This window comes from Streptomyces venezuelae (assembly GCF_008642295.1).
Lineage (GTDB): Bacteria > Actinomycetota > Actinomycetes > Streptomycetales > Streptomycetaceae > Streptomyces > Streptomyces venezuelae_C.
Window position 1 is genome coordinate 5,581,212 of the sequence record NZ_CP029190.1, and the last position, 15,786, is coordinate 5,596,997.

Consider the following 15,786-nt stretch of genomic DNA (forward strand, 5'->3'; position numbering starts at 1 on the left):
CGCGAAGGAGCAGTCGTCATGCCCGAGGCCTACATCGTCGAAGCGGTCCGCACCCCCGTCGGCCGGCGCAAGGGGGGTCTGGCCGGGGTCCACCCGGCGGACCTCGGCGCGCACGTCCTGAAGGCGCTGGTCGAACGCTCGGGTGTGGACCCGGCCGCCGTCGAGGACGTGGTGTTCGGCTGCCTCGACACGGTGGGCCCGCAGGCCGGCGACATCGCGCGGACGGCATGGCTGGCGGCGGGACTGCCGGAGGAGGTGCCGGGGGTCACCGTCGACCGGCAGTGCGGCTCCTCGCAGCAGGCGGTCCACTTCGCGGCCCAGGGAGTCCTGTCCGGCACCCAGGACCTGGTGGTCGCGGGCGGCACCCAGAACATGACGATGATTCCGATCGCCTTCGCCTCGCGGCAGGCCGCCGAGCCGCTGGGCCTCACGGAAGGCCCCTACCTGGGCTCGGAGGGCTGGCGGGCCCGGTACGGGGACGCCCCGGTCAACCAGTTCCACGGGGCGCAGCTGATCGCCGGGAAGTGGGGGATCTCGCGCACCGACATGGAGGAGTTCGCCCTCCGCTCCCACCGGCGGGCGGTCCGGGCCATCGACGAGGGCCGCTTCGACCGCGAGACGGTGCCGTGGGGCGAGGTGCGGGTGGACGAGGGGCCGCGCCGGGACACCACCCTGGAGAAGATGGCGGCCCTGGCGCCGGTGGTGGAGGGCGGCACCATCACGGCGGCGGTCTCCTCCCAGGTCTCGGACGGCGCCGCGGCCATGCTGCTGGCCTCGGAGCGGGCGGTCCGCGAACACGGCCTGACCCCGCGGGCCCGCATCCACCACCTGTCGGTGCGCGGCGAGGACCCGATCCGCATGCTGTCGGCACCGATACCGGCGACGGCGTACGCGCTGAAGAAGACCGGCATGACCATCGGGGACATCGACCTGGTCGAGATCAACGAGGCCTTCGCCCCGGTGGTGCTGGCCTGGCTGAAGGAGACGGGCGCGGACCCGGAGAAGGTGAACGTGAACGGCGGCGCCATCGCCCTGGGCCATCCGCTGGGCGCGACCGGGGTGAAGCTGATGACCACGCTGCTGCACGAGCTGGAACGCACCGGCGGCCGGTACGGCCTCCAGACCATGTGCGAGGGCGGTGGCCAGGCCAACGTCACGATCATCGAGCGCCTCTAGGGACGCCGCGATGCCGAGTGTCACGCTGCGGGTGCCACGTGTTCCGACCGAGGTGTGCTAGCTTGGGTGCATTGCAGTTGTGGTACCCATGAACGTATGTGCGCCTGACGGGAATGATCCTGCAGGCGCATTTTGTTTTCCGGCATCTCCGGATGGGGCCCTCACCTATTAATCAGGAGATTGCTATGGCCAACGGCACCGTGAAGTGGTTCAACTCGGAAAAGGGCTTCGGCTTCATCGAGCAGGAGGGTGGCGGCCCGGACGTGTTCGCCCACTACTCGAACATCGCCACCCAGGGCTTCCGTGAGCTCCAGGAGGGCCAGAAGGTGACCTTCGACGTCACGCAGGGCCAGAAGGGCCCGCAGGCCGAGAACATCCTGCCTGCCTGACACCCGTCGCAGGGCCGGGGTCCGCATCGCCATGATGCGGACCCCGGCTTGTCTGCTGTCTTGACTGACTGTTCCACCTGCCGGTTTCAGAAGGGCGTCCCCGCATGACCAGCTCCAGCTCCAGCTCCGCACGTTCCGGCCGACGTCCCGTCCGGGGCCGCGGCGCTGACCAGGGACGTCCGAAGGCCGGCGCGGGCCGGTCGAAGGGCGCCAAGGGCGCCGCCGCGCAGCCCGCCCGGCCGCAGGAGTTCACGATGCCCGAGACGCTGACGCCCGGGCTGCCGCCCGTGGCCGCGTTCGAGGACCTCGACATGCCCGAGGCGCTCCTGAAGACCCTCGCCGAGCAGGGCGTCACCGCCCCGTTCCCGATCCAGGCCGCCACCCTCCCGAACTCCCTGGCCGGCCGTGACCTGCTCGGCCGCGGACGCACCGGCTCCGGCAAGACCCTGGCCTTCGGCCTCGCCCTGCTGGCCCGTACGGCCGGCCGCCGGGCCGAGCCCAAGGCCCCGCTGGCCCTGGTGCTGGTCCCGACCCGCGAGCTCGCGCAGCAGGTCACGGACGCTCTGACCCCCTACGCCAACGGCCTGCGGCTGCGGATCACCACCGTGGTCGGCGGTATGTCGCTGAACCGGCAGGCGAGCGCCCTCAAGCGCGGCGCCGAGGTGCTGGTGGCCACGCCCGGCCGGCTGGCCGACCTGATCGACCGCGGCGACGTCACGCTGGAGCGGGTCTCGATCACGGTCCTGGACGAGGCCGACCAGATGACCGACATGGGCTTCCTGCCGCAGGTCACCAAGCTCCTGAAGCAGGTGGAGGAGGGCGGCCAGCGGCTGCTGTTCTCCGCGACCCTGGACAAGAACATCGACAAGCTCGTCAAGATGTTCCTGACCGACCCGGTCACGCACTCGGTCGACCCGTCGGCGGGCGCGGTGACCACCATGGAGCACCACGTCCTGTACGTGCTGGACGAGACCGACAAGAAGGCCGTCGCGACGAAGATAGCCGCGCGCGACGGCCGGGTGATCCTCTTCCTGGACACCAAGCGGGCGGTGGACCGCATGGTCAAGAAGCTCCTGGCCAGCGGTGTACGGGCGTCCGGCCTGCACGGCGGCCGGTCGCAGCCGCAGCGCAACCGCACCCTGGACTGGTTCAAGACGGGCGAGGTCACCGCGCTGGTCGCCACCAATGTCGCGGCCCGCGGCATCCACATCGACGACCTGGACCTGGTCGTGAACGTGGACCCGCCCACCGACCACAAGGACTACCTGCACCGGGGCGGCCGGACCGCCCGGGCGGGCGAGTCGGGCAGCGTGGTCACCCTGGTCCTGCCGGAGCAGAAGCGCGAGATGACCCGGCTGATGTCGGACGCGGGAATCCGCCCGCGGACGGCCGCGATCAAGTCCTCGGACGAGGAGCTCACCCGTCTGACCGGGGCCCGGGAGCCCTCCGGCGTTCCGGTGGTCCTGGACGTCCCGCAGCCGACCCCGCCGAAGCAGCCGAAGGCCGGCGCCAGCCGGCCCTCCCGCCGCCGCGGCACGGGCCAGGCCGCCGCCGGCTCGGGCTCCGCCACCGGCTCCGGCCAGGCACGCCGCTCCGGCGCCGAGCAGGGCTCCGGCCAGGGCGGCAGCCGGTCCGGCTCGGGCCAGGGCGGCAGCCGGTCGGCCTCCGGCCAGGGCCGCCGCAGTGGTTCCGGCCAGGGCGGCGCGGACCGGGCCCGCCGCACCGGCGGCACCCAGGGCGGCAGCGCCTCCGGTGGCGCGGCCGGCGCCTCCGCGCGCAGCCGGATCGGCTCCGGCCGCCCCGCCCGCCGCAGCCCGGGCGCCTGACCGCTCCCGCCCGGCCCCGCCACGTACCCGACGGCCGCCGCCCCCGCCCGGGGCGGCGGCCGTTCGCGTACCCGCACACGTACCTGCGCACACTCGGCGGACCGGAAATATGATGGGCGCGGGCCCCACACACACCCAACCCGCCGGCGGAAGCAGAGGCACGCGGAAGCAGAGGCACATGGATATGGCTCGGAGCGGTCCGTGACCCGGCGCCGTGCCCCGGGCGCCGCCAGCGCCGAACTCCTCAGCACGCTCGGGCGGCTCACCGCCCAGGCGCGGGAGGGCGCGGAGCTGCACCACGCCCGGCTGGAACTGGCCGAGGCCCTCCAGCGCGAGATGCTGCCCTCGGCCCTGCCGGTGGTGCCGGGGCTGCGCACCGCGGCCCGGTACGCGCCCGCCCGGGACGGCCTGGACATCGGCGGGGACTGGTACGACGGGTTCTGGCTCCCGGAGGGCGGGCTCGCCTTCTCCATCGGCGACGTCCAGGGACACGATGTGGAGGCAGCCGCCTTCATGGGGCAGGTCCGGATCGGCCTGCGCGCCGTGGCCGCCATCGTCACCGATCCGGGCGAGGTCCTGCGCACCGCCAATGACGTGCTGCTCTCGATGGAATCCCGGCTCTTCGCGACCTGCAGCCTGCTCCGCTTCCATCCGGAGACCTGGGAGATCGAGAGCGCGCGGGCCGGTCACGTGCCCACGGTCTGGGCCACGGTCGACGGCCGGTACGGCATCTCCGAGGACGAGGGCGGGCTGCCCCTGGGCATGCTGCCCGGGTCGGGATACCCGGTGACCCGGCGCCGGCTGACCACGGCGGGAGCGGTGGTCCTGGTCACCGACGGGGTGGTCGAAGGGCCCGCCTTCCCGATCGAGGTGGGTCTGCAACGGGTGGTCCGGCTGGTCCGGGAGGCGGCCGGCGCCGATCCGGACGAGCTGGCCGCCGAGGTGATGAAGGTGGCCGATTCCACCGGCCACGCGGACGACGCCGCGGTGCTCGTCCTCCGCCACGACGCTCCGGGCCCGCCGTTCCGGTAGCGCGTGTCGCGCTCCGCCGGGCGCGCGGGCTGTTGTCTGATGCTGGGATGCCCACCCAGGAATGGCGCCGCGTGCTCCCGACCCTCCTCGGGATCGTGGCCCTCGCCGTGGCCTACTACGGGACCGGGCGGCTGGGCCTGCACCACCAGGTGGTCGTCGACGGCGCCATGGTCACGCCCCTGTGGCCGCCCACCGGAGTCGCCCTGGCCTGTCTGCTCTGGATGGGGCTCCGGGTCTGGCCGGGGATCCCGCTGGGCACCTACCTGGCCATCGAGCGGATCAGCAGCTTCGACCTCGCCGACGCCCCGATCCTGGCCGGCAACACCCTCGCTCCGGTGGCCGGGTACCTGTTGCTGCGCGAGGCCGGCTTCCGTACCGAGATCGACCGGCTGCGGGACGGGGTGGCCCTGGTGTTCCTGGGCGGTCTGCTGCCGATACTGATCAGTTCGACCGTCGGGACCGCCACCCTGGTGCTCACCGGCGACCTGCCGCTCTCCGAGTTCTGGCCGGTGTGGTCGGCCTGGTGGGCCGGGGACGCGATGGGCGTGCTGGTGGTGACCCCGCTGCTGCTCGTCCTGCGCCGCGCCCGGATGCCCCGGGACCCCTACCGGATGGCCGAGGCGGCGGTGCTGGCGGTCATCGCCGTCCCCGTCACCCTGTTCGCCACCCGGACCTCCCTCTCCCTGCTGTTCCTCGTCTTCCCGCTGCTGATCTGGGCGGCCGTACGGTTCCAGCTCGCCGGGAGTGCGCCCTGCACCCTGCTGGTGTCGGTCCTGGCCATCGCGGCGGCCACCGACCGGGACGGGCCGTTCGCCGGCCAGACACTCCTGGCGATCATGGTCAACCTCCAGGCCCTCAACGGGGCGGCGGCCCTGACCGGACTGCTGCTCGCCGCGCTCGTCACCGAGCAGAACGGCATCCGTCTGAAGATCGAGCAGGTGTGCGAGGACCTGGCGGAGGTGGTGCAGCGGCTGAGCCCCGGGAAGCCGGCCGACTGACGGCCGGCCGGCCCCCGGGGGTGCGCCCGGTCACACCCCGGGCGCACCCTGCTCGCAGCCGGGTGCCGGGGTCAGCGCACCAGCTTGTCCTGGAGCTTCACCAGGTCCCGCAGGCTCAGCCCGAGCCCCTGCGTCAGATACCCGTAGAAGCTCCCGTACTCCGCCTCCAGCTGCGCGGTCGCCGCATCCAGGTAGTCCTGCCGGACCTCCTGCAGCGGAATCAGCAGATCGGGGTTCTGCATCCGGCCCGACTGCTTCAGCCCGGCCCGGACCTTGGCGTCGTAGGCCCCGCGGAAGGTGTTCGACGCCAGGTAGTCGCGCTCGGCCGAACTCTGCGGGACGCCGAGGGCCCGCAGCAGCACGTAGCTCAGCCAGCCCGTCCGGTCCTTTCCGGACGTGCAGTGGTACAGCATCGGGCCCTGCCGGCCGTCTGCCGTCTCCCGCAGCGTCGCCGCGAACTGCGCCCGGTTCTCGGGGCTGGTCACGAAGGTGCGGTAGATGTCGCGCATGTACGCCTCGGCGCGCCCGCCGCCGAGCATCTGCTCCTGCTTCACCGGGTCGCCGCTGGAGATCGCGCCGACCAGGGTCCCGTACAGGCCGAGGTCGCTGACCGGCCGTGCGGTGGCGGTGAGTCCGGGCGGCAGCCGGTCGGCGCCGTCGTACTGGAGCTCCATGGGGATCCGGAAGTCCACGACCTTGGTGAGGCGCAGACCGGCGATCGTGGTGAGGTCCGCATCGGTCAGCTTGCTCAGTGCATCGGAGCGGTAGACCAGCCCCTGGCGGACCTGCCCGCCCGTGTAGGTGCGGTAGCCGCCCAGGTCGCGGACGTTGACCGCGCCCTGGAGGGGGATCTGGCGAATCGTTTCAGCCTGCGGGCGGTGCTGCCCGGCCGTGGCGGCGGCGGCCGGACCGGCAGGCGCCTGACCGGCCTGCGCAGTGGCGGGAAGGGTCCCGATGGCGAGCGCGGAGAGCATCACCGCGGTCGCCAGGCGGATTCGGGCACGGCTCATCTTGACGACTCCTTGCGGAGAAGGGGGATCACCCTGGTGGAGGCAGGGTGCGGAGCGAGTGCAGTACTGCATGTGCCTCGGCCATCACGCGGTCCACGAGCTCCGCACACGACGGGAGATCCTCGATCACGCCCGCGACCTGGCCGGATGCCATGACACCGAGGTCCGTACGGCCCTCGACCATGGACGCCTTGAGGAGCATGGGGGTATTGGCGGCGAGCAGCACCTGGCTCCAGGACAGGTCCTTGCCGTGTTTCATCGCCAGCCCGTCCCGGACCAGCTGCGCCCAGGACAGGCCGGAGAGCTTCCGGAACCCGGCCGCATGCCGGACCGCCCGGGCCAGCGCCCCGGCGCGGCCCGCCCGCTCCAGGGAATCGACCAGCGGGGTACGGAGCATCCGGTGCGGCAGCCCGTCCACCGCCGTGGTGACGGTGACGTCCTTCACCCCGGCTGCCAGGTACCGGGCCTTGACCGGGTCCGGGACGGTGGAGTCGGAGGTCAGCAGGAACCGGGTGCCCATGGCGACTCCGGCCGCGCCGTAGGCGAGGGCGGCGACCAGGCCCCGGCCGTCGTGGAAGCCGCCCGCGGCGACCACCGGGATGTCCACGGCGTCCACCACCTGGGGGAGCAGCACGGTGGTGGCCACGTCCCCGGTGTGCCCGCCGCCCTCGCCGCCCTGCACGATCACCGCGTCGGCGCCCCAGCCCGCCACCTTCTCGGCGTGCCGGCGGGCCCCGATGGACGGGATCACCACCACGCCCGCGTCCTTGAGCCGGGCGATCAGCTCCCGGGACGGCGCCAGGGCGAAGGAGGCCACCCGTACGCCCTCGTCGACGATCAGCCGGGCCCGCTCGGCCGCGTCCCCGGCATCGGCCCGCAGATTGACCCCGAAGGGCTGCTCCGTACGGGACTTGACCTCGCGCACCGCCGACCGCAGCTGCTCCAGGGTCATGGTGGCCGAGGCCAGGATGCCCAGCGCCCCGGCGTTCGCCGCCGCCGACACCATACGGGGGCCGGCGACCCAGCCCATTCCGGTCTGCACGATCGGGTACCGCACCCCGACGAGCTTGGTGAGTGCCGTCTCCATCAGGCGGTCCGGACTTCGCGGTCCCGCAGGCCCCTGGGGTCGATCACCTCGCGGATCAGCCGCAGCTCCTCGGCGGTGGGCTCGCGGGTGTACGGGACCTCCGCCGCGATCACCAGCTCGAAACCGGTGGCCTCCCGGACCTGTTCGACGGTGACGCCGGGGTGCAGGGAGGCCAGCCGCATCCGGTGGTCGGGGGTGGCGAAGTCGAACACGCCGAGATCGGACACCACCCGGGGCAGCCGGTGGTAGCGGGCGGCGGAGGGGCCGGCCGCGGCGGCCCGGTCGTACCCGACCCCGCTGACCATGTCCACGCGCTCGACGAACACCCGGGCGGAGTGCTTGGGCACCCAGTAACTGACCGGGTTGTTGAGGGTGTTGACGGGTGCCCCGCGCACCCCGAGGAGCTGGCGGGACGGCCGCTGCCAGTCGCCGATGCAGGAGATGTTCTGGTTGCCGTACCGGTCGATCTGGCTGGCGCCCATCATCACGTGCCGCCGGCCGCCGGTGACCATCGTCAGATGGCGCCGGTAGGGCAGCCAGCCCTCGACGGTGCCGTCCAGGCCGACCAACATGGCCTCGCCGTCGGTCAGCAGCAGGTCGGGGGAGAAGGTGCGCTTGGCGAGCCGGGCGCCGAAGGCCGGAACGAGGCCCATCGGGCTGGCGAGCACCTCCCCGTTGTCGCGCCAGGCCTCGGCGCAGGCGATCACACAGTATTCGGCGCGGGTGGTCACTGCTGCTCCTCGTGCCAGGCGCGGACGGCGGACTGGTAGTCGTGCTCGCTCGCGCCGGACAGGAAGCGGGCGGCGAACTCGGGCCAGGGGGTGGTGGCGTACAGCCTCTGGAAGGCCTCGTCGCGTTCGTAGTCGGGGGCGCAGGAGGTGAAGTGGGCGCCGTTGGGAGCCTCCACCACCCCGGTCACGCTGTGACGGCTGACCAAGAGGGTCTGCGGGGGGCCGGCCTTGGCGAGTTCGGCGGTCTCCACCAGCTGCTCGCAGGAGACGTACGCGGTGTCGGCGGCCTCGCAGAACAGGTCGTCGAAGTAGGGGTCGGGGCCCAAGTACCGGGCGTTGCCGAGGCGGTCGGCGCGGCCCAGGTGGACCAGGGCGGCGTCCATGCGGAGGGCCGGGACGGCGACGAACTCCTCGCCGTCGGCGTAGGGGGAGGTGACGGTGCGCAGCTCCGGGTTGACCCGCATCACGTCGGAGCCGAGGCCGGCCCGGACGGGGAGGAAGGGCAGCCGGTTGGCGGCGGCGTGCAGGCCCCACATGAACATGGCCTCGTCGAGCTCGGTGAGTTCGAGGGCACCCTGTTCGCGGGCGGCCCGGAAATGGGGTTCCAGGGGGATGGAGTCGAGGGTGACGAAGGGGGCGACCAGCTTGCGGATGCGGCCGGCGGCGGCGAGCAGGCCGATGTCCGGGCCGCCGTACGAGATCACGGTGAGATCGGTGATCTCGGATCGGAGCAGTGCTCGAACCAGGGCCATCGGCTTGCGGCGCGACCCCCAGCCGCCGATGCCGAGGGTCATCCCGCTGTGCAGCTGCCCGATCACGTCCTCGCACGTCATGCTCTTGTCGGTCATGAACGCGGTTCCTTCCCGAAGGTGTCCCGGACCCGGTCGGCCACCCCGCTGAGGTTGGCCTCGAAGGTGAAGCCCTGCTCGAAGCGGTAGCTGCGGCGCACGTCGACGGGGTCGATGCCGTTGATGGCCGCCTTGGCCAGCCGGATCAGGTAGCCGTCCTTGCGCGCGATCTCCCGGGCCAGCTCCAGGGCTGCCGCCCGCAGCCCGTCGGCCGGGACCACCTTCCAGACCGAGCCGTGGGCGTGCAGTTCGGCGGCGGTCGCGGTGCGCGAGGTGTAGTAGAGGGCGCGCATCAGGTGCTGGGGGACCAGCCGGGCCAGATGGGTGGCCGCGCCGAGGGCGCCGCGGTCCAGCTCCGGCAGCCCGAAGACGGCGTCCTCGGCGGCGACGATCGCGTCCGCGTTGCCGGCCAGGCCGATCCCGCCGCCCAGGCAGAACCCGTTGACGGCCGCCACCACGGGCACCTCGCACTCGTACACCGCGGCGAAGGCCTCGTAGCAGCCCCGGTTGGCGCCGATCAGGGAGCCGTGCCCGGTGTCGCGCTGCATCTCCTTGATGTCGACGCCGGCGTTGAAGCCGCGGCCTTCGGCAGCCAGGACCACGCACCGGTTCCCGGGGTCGCGGCCGGCGGCGCGCAGGGCGTCGGCGAGCTCGTACCAGCCCTGTACCGGAAGGGCGTTGACGGGCGGGAAGTCGACGGTGACCAGTGCGATGCCCTTGTCGGGGCTTGAGGTGGAGACACCCATAAGCGGATCAGCTACCTTTCCACCAAACATTTGTTAGGTGAGGAAGGTAGCAGCCCATGGAGCTCGACGGGAGGGTTGTCGTCGTCACCGGCGGCACCCGGGGGGTCGGCGCCGGGATCGCCCGGTCGTTCCTCGAAGCCGGCGCGGAGGTCGTCCTCTGCGCCCGCAGACCGCCGGAGGAACCGGTGTCCGCGGCGGGCCGGAAGGCCGTCTACCGGGAGGTCGACCTGCGGAACGGGGCCGCCGTGCGGGAGTTCACCGACGCGGTCGCCGCGGACTTCGGGCGGCTCGACTGCCTGGTCAACAACGCGGGCGGGACCCCGTACCGGCTGCTGGCCGCGGGGGAGGCGGAACGCCATGCGCGGGTGCTGGAACTCAACCTGCTCGCACCGATGACCGCCTCGCTGGCGGCGTTCCCGTATCTGCGGGCGGCCCGCGGCTCGGTGCTGATGGTCGGCAGCGTCAGCGGCACCCGCCCCTCGCCGGGCACGGCGGCATACGGGGCGGCCAAGGCGGGTCTGGAGAACCTGGCCCGCTCGATGGCCGTCGAATGGGCCCCCGAGGTACGGGTGAACACGCTGGTCCTCGGCATGGTGCGGACCGAACTCGCCCACCTCCACTACGGGGACGAGACCGGGATCGCCGCGGTCGGGGCCACCGTCCCGCTGGGCCGGCTGGCCGAGCCGGCCGAGGTGGGGGCGGCGGCGGTGTTCCTGGCCTCGGACCGGGCGGGATACGTGAGCGGGGCGAGCCTGCTGGTGCACGGGGGCGGGGAGCGCCCCGCGTTTCTGGATGCGGCAACGGTCAACAAGGAGAGCTGAGATGGCGGAGGCGACGGAGATGACGGAGAAGGCGGAGAAGGCGGAGAAGGCGAAGCCGGCGGAGACGGCGGAGACGGGCATGTGTGCGGGCCGGGTCGCGATCGTGACCGGCGCCGGCCGGGGACTGGGCCGGGCCCATGCGCTGGCCTTCGCGGCCGAGGGCGCCAAGGTCGTGGTCAACGACCTGGGGGTCGGCCCGGACGGCGGCGGCTCCTCCGGGGGCCCGGCCGAGGAGGTGGTGGCGGAGATCCGCGCGGCGGGCGGCTCGGCCGTGGCGCACGGCGGGGACATCGCCACCGGCGCGGGCGCGGCCTCCCTGATCGCCTGCGCGGTCGACACGTACGGCCGGCTGGACACCCTGGTCAACAATGCGGGGTTCCTGCGCGACCGGATGCTCGTCAACCTGGACGAGGACGACTGGGACGCGGTGATGCGGGTCCACCTCAAGGGGCACTTCCTGCCGCTGAGGGAGGCGGCGGCCTGGTGGCGGTCCGAGGCGAAGGCGGGGCGCGGGGCGGCGGCCCGGGTGGTCAACACCTCCTCGGGGGCGGGGCTGCTGGGCTCGGTCGGTCAGGGCAACTACAGCGCGGCCAAGGCGGGCATCGTGGGGCTGACCCTGGTGGCCGCCGCCGAGATGGGCCGGTACGGGGTCCAGGTCAACGCGATCGCCCCGGCCGCCCGCACCCGGATGACCGAGCGGACTTTCGCGGAGACGATGGCGGCCCCGGCGGCCGGCACCTTCGACGCCATGGCCCCGGAGAACGTCTCCCCCCTGGTCGTCTGGCTGGGCTCCACGGCCTCGGCCGGGGTCACCGGGCGGGTCTTCGAGACCGAGGGCGGCCGGATCACGGTGATGCAGGGCTGGCACCGGGGCCCGACGGCGGACCGCGGCTCCCGCTGGACCCCGGCGGAGGCGGGCGAGGCCACCCTGAAGCTCCTCGCGGACGCCGAGCCTCCGCTGCCGGTGTACGGGGCGCGCTGAGCGGCCCGGCCCGGGGCGGGGAGGGAAACGACTCGGGCCCGGCCCCCTGGCGAGGGGTCGGGTCCGAAGCGTTGTGGTGCGACGCGGGTTTACTACCCACTTCGGCCATCCGCTGAACCGCAGCCGGCCCATCATGTTGGGGCGGCCACGCCGTTCAGGTGTCGCAGTCCAGGACGGTGCCGCAGAGCGCGCAGCGGGCCCGGAGCCGCCCGCGGACCGGGACCCGGACCCGCTGCTCGCACACCGGGCAGGGGAAGCTGACCCGCAGCTCCGCCCCGGCGCCCTCGAAGCGGTACGGGGCCCCGGCCGGGGATGCCGCCGCCCCGGCCGCGGCCCGCCGGGCCCGGGCGTAGCGCCGGCGCGCCACCGGCCCGGCCGCGGCCAGCGGGGGCCGCTGCCGGTCCCGGCGCGCGAGGCCGGCTCCGCGGACGTACGCCTCGTACGCCTGCGGGCTGGTGAACAGTACGGCCGGGTCGGCGGCGGGCCCGAAGAACGCGGCCCGCTTGGCGAGGACGTACCCGAACTCCTCCGGGGTGAGGTAGCCGAGCTTCTGGTGGCCGAGGGCGTCCTCCCGGTAGGCGTCGAGCAGCAGCCAGCCGGCCCCCAGATAGGCGGCGGCGGTGTCGGTGAGGATCTCGTCGGCCGGGGTGCCGTCGGCGCCGGTGCCCGGGAACCGCAGGCCGAGCCGGTGCAGCAGCACATGGGTGACCTCGTGCGCGAGGGCGGCGGCGAGGTCCCGCCGGTGGGTCCGGAACCGGTCGTTGACCTCGATGAAGTACTCCGGGCCGGCGGCGAGTTCGACGGCGGCGGCCTCCTCCATGGCCCGGTAGGCGATGACCATCCGGGCATCGGGCAGCCGCAGCTGGCGGACGACCGCGGCGGCCACCCGCTGGGCGCCCAGGTACAGGTCGTCGGAGTCGGTGAAGGCGGCGTCGGCGGGGGCGAGTCCGGCCGCGTAGGCCTGGATGCCGTCCCGGGGCAGCCGGCGGTGCAGGGCGGTGAGGGCCGCCCGGACGGTGGCCAGATGCGGAAACCCGTGCTCTACGGGGCTGTTCCGCCTGCGGTTCTGCATCAGGCCGCCCTCCCCACCGCAAACCTTGCCGGAGATTGGCCGAAAACACCGTCTTGTTGGCGCACCGCCCGCTGATGTGACATGGACCCGTCAGAAACGTCATTCACCCGATGACGCGCACGGACCGCACAGCCCAACCCCCCACGAAAGGCAGCGTGTTCACCGTGTCCTACACCCGCTTCCTCAAGCGTTCCCTCGCCGCCGGCGCCATAGCGCTCGCCGCCGTCAGCCTCCAGCCCGGCACCGCCAGCGCCGGCACCGCCCCGGTCGTCGGCGGCACCCGCGCCGCCCAGGGCGAGTTCCCCTTCATGGTCCGCCTCTCCATGGGCTGCGGCGGCGCCCTCTACACCCAGCAGATCGTCCTCACCGCCGCCCACTGCGTCGGCGCCAGCGGAAACAACACCTCCATCACCGCCACCGCCGGCGTCGTTGATCTCAACAGCGCCAGCGCCATCAAGGTCAAGTCCACCAAGGTGCTCCGCGCCCCCGGCTACAACGGCTCCGGCAAGGACTGGGCCCTCATCAAACTCGCCAAGCCGATCAACCTGCCCACCCTCAAGATCGCCGAGACCACCCAGTACAACAACGGCACCTTCACCGTCGCCGGCTGGGGAGCCACCCGCGAAGGCGGCGGCCAGCAGCGCTACCTGATGAAGGCCACCGTGCCCTTCGTCTCCGACGCCGACTGCCAGGCCGCCTACAGCGGCGACATCATCCCCGGCGAGGAGATCTGCGCCGGCCTGCTCGACCAGGGCGGCGTCGACACCTGCCAGGGCGACTCCGGCGGCCCCATGTTCCGCCGCGACAACGCCGGCGCCTGGATCCAGGTCGGCATCGTCAGCTGGGGCATCGGCTGCGCCCGCCCCGACTACCCGGGCGTCTACACCGAGGTGTCCACCTTCGCCACCGCCATCAAGAACGCCGCGGCCACGCTCTAAGGGCCCCGGCCCCGGCCCCGGCCCCGGCGCGGGCCCCGGCCTGGGCCCCGGCCCGCACCGCACACCCGCCTCGTCCTTCTGGCCGGTCCCGCACCGGCCGGAAGGGCGAGGCACCCCGCTGCGCGGTTGCGGGCCGACCCCCGGCCCGGTCCCATGGGAAGGATCCGAAGGATCCACCCGCACCGGGCGACAGTGGGGCAGGCAGCGCATGACGATCAGCGTGGTCATCGCGGACGACCAGGAGATGGTCAGAACCGGCTTCCGGATGATCCTGGAGAGCCAGCCGGACATGACCGTGCTCGCCGACGCCGGCGACGGCGAAGCCGCCCTCGCCGCCGTCGAAGCACACCGGCCGGACGTCCTCCTCCTCGATATCCGCATGCCGAAACTGGACGGCCTCGAAGTCACCCGCCGCCTCGCCGGCCGCAGCAGCCCACCCCGCATCGTCATCGTCACCACCTTCGACCTCGACGAATACGTCCACGCGGCGCTCCACGGCGGAGCCTCCGGCTTCCTCCTGAAAGACGCCAGCCCGGCCATGCTGGTTGAAGCGGTCCGTGCCGCCGCCGTCGGAGACGCCCTGGTGTCACCGGCCATCACCGTCCGCCTGCTCCGCGACATGGCCCCCCGCACCCCGGCCGCCTCCGCCTGGCACCCCGCCGAAGCCCTCACGGAACGCGAACGGGACGTCGTACGCTGTCTCGCCCGCGGCCTCACCAACGCCGAGATCGCCGCGGAACTCTACGTCTCGCTGTCCACCGTCAAGACCCACCTGGCCAACGTGCAGGCCAAACTCGGCGCCCGCAACCGCGTCGAGATCGCCGCCTGGGCCTGGGAGAGCGGCCTGGCCGCGAGCACCCCATGAACCCCGCGAACCCATGAGCCCCCTCGCCGGCTGGGCCCGACGCCACCCCCGCGCCGCCCTCTGCGCCCGTACCGCCCTCACGGCCGTCCTCCTGGGCCTGGTCACCCTCGAAGGCATCCTCCTCGCCCGCCAGCCCACCTTCCCGCACGCCGTCGTCTGGACCTCCGGCCTCCTCGTGTGCCTCAGCGCCGTCCCCTGGCCGGGCCTGTCCCTGACCCTCCGGGCCGCCTTCGCCGCCGCCACCACCTGGACCACCACCCTCATCCTCATCCTCACCAACCGTCCCCTCGTGGTCTGGGGCATCGGCGAGGCCGCCGCCCTGCTCGTCCTCCTCAGCTCCGTCCTGCTCCGCGCCCCCACCCGCACCGCCGCCGTCCTCGGCCCGCTCCTCGGCCTCGGCTGCATGGCCGTACCCGTCCGCGACATCGACCCCGGCCGCTTCTCCCTCCTCTTCTCCGTCCTCACCGTGGTCGTCGGCGGCTACTCCCTCCTGCTACGGGTCCAGGCCGCCCAACGCGTCCGCGACCTGCACGCCGTACGCACCGCCGAACGCCTGGAGCTGGCCCGCGAGCTCCACGACCTGGTCGCCCACCACGTCACCGGCATCGTCGTGGAGGCCCGCGCCGCCCGCTTCACCCAGGTCGCCGCCGACCCGGACCCCGCCCGCACCGACGCGATCCTCGCCCGGATCGAACGCGCCGGAGACGAGGCACTCGGCTCCATGCGCCGCCTGGTCAAGGTCCTCCGCGAAGAGGACGCCCCGGCCGGCACCGCCCCCGTCGCGGGCCTGCAGGAGCTCCGCGAGCTCACCGAACGGTTCTCCGCCACCGGCCCGCCCGTGGTCCTCACCATCGAGAACGGCCTGGACGACCGGCTGCCCGCCGAGATCGCCGCCACCGCCCACCGCATCGTCCTCGAAGCCCTCACCAACATCGCCAAGCACGCCGCCGGCGCCACCGCCGTCCGGATCGGCCTGCGCACCGTCCCGGCCGGCCTGGAACTCCGCATCACCGACGACGGAGGCCACCCCGCCCGCCTCTCCGACCAGGCCCGCGGCGGCGGCTACGGCCTGGCCGGCATGACCGAACGCGCCGAGGCCATGGGCGGCACCCTCACCGCCGGCCCCACCCCCGAAGGCGGCTGGACGGTCACCGCCGTCCTCCCCCTCGGCTGACCCCACCCCGGCTAGGCGGAGCCCGCCTCGCCCACCGCTCGAGGAAGCCGTCTCACAGACCGGCCGACCACGAAAACCCCCGGCCCGGCCA

General features: G+C 73.3%; 16 protein-coding genes. 10 read left to right on the plus strand and 6 right to left on the minus strand.

All coding sequences use genetic code 11. The features are described from left to right. Window positions 1–18: 18 nt before the first annotated feature. From DEJ50_RS25120 to DEJ50_RS25140, 5 genes are all read left to right on the plus strand, one after another. Entirely contained in the window at window positions 19–1,176 is a 1,158-nt protein-coding gene (locus tag DEJ50_RS25120) for an acetyl-CoA C-acetyltransferase (protein WP_150210371.1), read from the plus strand. A 185-nt stretch (window positions 1,177–1,361) separates the two neighbouring features. Continuing rightward, window positions 1,362–1,565 carry a cold-shock protein gene (locus DEJ50_RS25125; protein ID WP_150210372.1) on the plus strand — a complete coding sequence of 68 codons (204 nt, stop codon included), beginning with the start codon at window positions 1,362–1,364 and terminating at the stop codon, window positions 1,563–1,565. A 104-nt stretch (window positions 1,566–1,669) separates the two neighbouring features. Further along, window positions 1,670–3,391, plus strand: coding sequence for a DEAD/DEAH box helicase (locus tag DEJ50_RS25130; protein WP_150210373.1), 1,722 nt, complete (start codon window positions 1,670–1,672; stop codon window positions 3,389–3,391). Window positions 3,392–3,592: 201 nt separating this feature from the next. Next, window positions 3,593–4,423: a PP2C family protein-serine/threonine phosphatase gene (locus DEJ50_RS25135; protein ID WP_150210374.1), complete on the plus strand. Its 831-nt coding sequence runs from the start codon at window positions 3,593–3,595 to the stop codon at window positions 4,421–4,423. 47 nt (window positions 4,424–4,470) lie between these two features. Further along, on the plus strand, window positions 4,471–5,421 hold the full coding sequence (locus DEJ50_RS25140) for an MASE1 domain-containing protein (RefSeq protein WP_150210375.1): 951 nt from the start codon (window positions 4,471–4,473) through the stop codon (window positions 5,419–5,421). Between the two features lie 71 nt (window positions 5,422–5,492). Here DEJ50_RS25140 and DEJ50_RS25145 read toward each other — a convergent pair whose 3' ends face one another. Genes DEJ50_RS25145 through DEJ50_RS25165 form a run of 5 tightly spaced genes read right to left on the minus strand, consistent with a single transcriptional unit; the run spans window position 5,493 to window position 9,843 of the window. After that, window positions 5,493–6,431, minus strand: coding sequence for a tyrosine-protein phosphatase (locus tag DEJ50_RS25145; RefSeq protein WP_150210376.1), 939 nt, complete (start codon window positions 6,429–6,431; stop codon window positions 5,493–5,495). A gap of 28 nt (window positions 6,432–6,459) precedes the next feature. Continuing rightward, window positions 6,460–7,518: an NAD(P)H-dependent flavin oxidoreductase gene (locus DEJ50_RS25150; RefSeq protein ID WP_150210377.1), complete on the minus strand. Its 1,059-nt coding sequence runs from the start codon at window positions 7,516–7,518 to the stop codon at window positions 6,460–6,462. Beyond that, window positions 7,518–8,249, minus strand: a complete 732-nt coding sequence (locus DEJ50_RS25155; protein WP_150210378.1) for a CoA-transferase subunit beta — start codon at window positions 8,247–8,249, stop codon at window positions 7,518–7,520. The genes DEJ50_RS25150 and DEJ50_RS25155 overlap by 1 nt, the downstream gene beginning before the upstream one ends. Then, window positions 8,246–9,097, minus strand: coding sequence for a CoA transferase subunit A (locus DEJ50_RS25160; protein ID WP_150210379.1), 852 nt, complete (start codon window positions 9,095–9,097; stop codon window positions 8,246–8,248). Before DEJ50_RS25160 ends, DEJ50_RS25155 begins: the two co-directional genes overlap by 4 nt. After that, window positions 9,094–9,843 carry an enoyl-CoA hydratase family protein gene (locus tag DEJ50_RS25165; RefSeq protein WP_150210380.1) on the minus strand — a complete coding sequence of 250 codons (750 nt, stop codon included), beginning with the start codon at window positions 9,841–9,843 and terminating at the stop codon, window positions 9,094–9,096. The genes DEJ50_RS25160 and DEJ50_RS25165 overlap by 4 nt, the downstream gene beginning before the upstream one ends. Window positions 9,844–9,899: 56 nt before the next feature. On the opposite strand from DEJ50_RS25165, the gene DEJ50_RS25170 reads away from it, so the two are divergent. Both DEJ50_RS25170 and DEJ50_RS25175 read left to right on the plus strand, forming a co-directional pair. Beyond that, on the plus strand, window positions 9,900–10,664 hold the full coding sequence (locus DEJ50_RS25170) for an SDR family oxidoreductase (protein WP_150210381.1): 765 nt from the start codon (window positions 9,900–9,902) through the stop codon (window positions 10,662–10,664). A 19-nt stretch (window positions 10,665–10,683) separates the two neighbouring features. Then, a complete protein-coding gene (locus tag DEJ50_RS25175; RefSeq protein ID WP_150212350.1) occupies window positions 10,684–11,646 on the plus strand; it encodes an SDR family oxidoreductase in 963 nt (320 codons plus the stop codon). Window positions 11,647–11,800: 154 nt separating this feature from the next. On the opposite strand, the gene DEJ50_RS25180 is transcribed toward DEJ50_RS25175, so the two are convergent. Beyond that, window positions 11,801–12,718 carry a hypothetical protein gene (locus DEJ50_RS25180; protein WP_150210382.1) on the minus strand — a complete coding sequence of 306 codons (918 nt, stop codon included), beginning with the start codon at window positions 12,716–12,718 and terminating at the stop codon, window positions 11,801–11,803. Between the two features lie 110 nt (window positions 12,719–12,828). On the opposite strand from DEJ50_RS25180, the gene DEJ50_RS25185 reads away from it, so the two are divergent. From DEJ50_RS25185 to DEJ50_RS25195, 3 genes are all read left to right on the plus strand, one after another. Beyond that, entirely contained in the window at window positions 12,829–13,656 is an 828-nt protein-coding gene (locus DEJ50_RS25185) for a serine protease (RefSeq protein ID WP_150210383.1), read from the plus strand. A 208-nt stretch (window positions 13,657–13,864) separates the two neighbouring features. Next, window positions 13,865–14,521 (plus strand): response regulator, encoded by a 657-nt coding sequence (locus DEJ50_RS25190; RefSeq protein WP_150210384.1) that lies wholly within the window; start codon window positions 13,865–13,867, stop codon window positions 14,519–14,521. 13 nt (window positions 14,522–14,534) lie between these two features. Further along, the gene (locus DEJ50_RS25195; RefSeq protein WP_150210385.1) at window positions 14,535–15,695 is read left to right on the plus strand and encodes a sensor histidine kinase; all 1,161 of its coding nucleotides are present in this window, start codon (window positions 14,535–14,537) and stop codon (window positions 15,693–15,695) included. Window positions 15,696–15,786 lie beyond the last annotated feature (91 nt).

Bases quoted from the DNA above. Each gene is read 5' to 3' on its own strand.
- DEJ50_RS25120 (WP_150210371.1), top strand. From the start codon at position 19: ATGCCCGAGGCCTACATCGTCGAAGCGGTCCGCACCCCCGTCGGCCGG.
- DEJ50_RS25125 (WP_150210372.1), top strand. From the start codon at position 1,362: ATGGCCAACGGCACCGTGAAGTGGTTCAACTCGGAAAAGGGCTTCGGC.
- DEJ50_RS25130 (WP_150210373.1), top strand. From the start codon at position 1,670: ATGACCAGCTCCAGCTCCAGCTCCGCACGTTCCGGCCGACGTCCCGTC.
- DEJ50_RS25140 (WP_150210375.1), top strand. From the start codon at position 4,471: ATGCCCACCCAGGAATGGCGCCGCGTGCTCCCGACCCTCCTCGGGATC.
- DEJ50_RS25145 (WP_150210376.1), bottom strand. From the start codon at position 6,431: ATGAGCCGTGCCCGAATCCGCCTGGCGACCGCGGTGATGCTCTCCGCG.
- DEJ50_RS25150 (WP_150210377.1), bottom strand. From the start codon at position 7,518: ATGGAGACGGCACTCACCAAGCTCGTCGGGGTGCGGTACCCGATCGTG.
- DEJ50_RS25160 (WP_150210379.1), bottom strand. From the start codon at position 9,097: ATGACCGACAAGAGCATGACGTGCGAGGACGTGATCGGGCAGCTGCAC.
- DEJ50_RS25165 (WP_150210380.1), bottom strand. From the start codon at position 9,843: ATGGGTGTCTCCACCTCAAGCCCCGACAAGGGCATCGCACTGGTCACC.
- DEJ50_RS25170 (WP_150210381.1), top strand. From the start codon at position 9,900: ATGGAGCTCGACGGGAGGGTTGTCGTCGTCACCGGCGGCACCCGGGGG.
- DEJ50_RS25175 (WP_150212350.1), top strand. From the start codon at position 10,684: ATGACGGAGAAGGCGGAGAAGGCGGAGAAGGCGAAGCCGGCGGAGACG.
- DEJ50_RS25180 (WP_150210382.1), bottom strand. From the start codon at position 12,718: ATGCAGAACCGCAGGCGGAACAGCCCCGTAGAGCACGGGTTTCCGCAT.
- DEJ50_RS25185 (WP_150210383.1), top strand. From the start codon at position 12,829: ATGACGCGCACGGACCGCACAGCCCAACCCCCCACGAAAGGCAGCGTG.
- DEJ50_RS25190 (WP_150210384.1), top strand. From the start codon at position 13,865: ATGACGATCAGCGTGGTCATCGCGGACGACCAGGAGATGGTCAGAACC.
- DEJ50_RS25195 (WP_150210385.1), top strand. From the start codon at position 14,535: ATGAGCCCCCTCGCCGGCTGGGCCCGACGCCACCCCCGCGCCGCCCTC.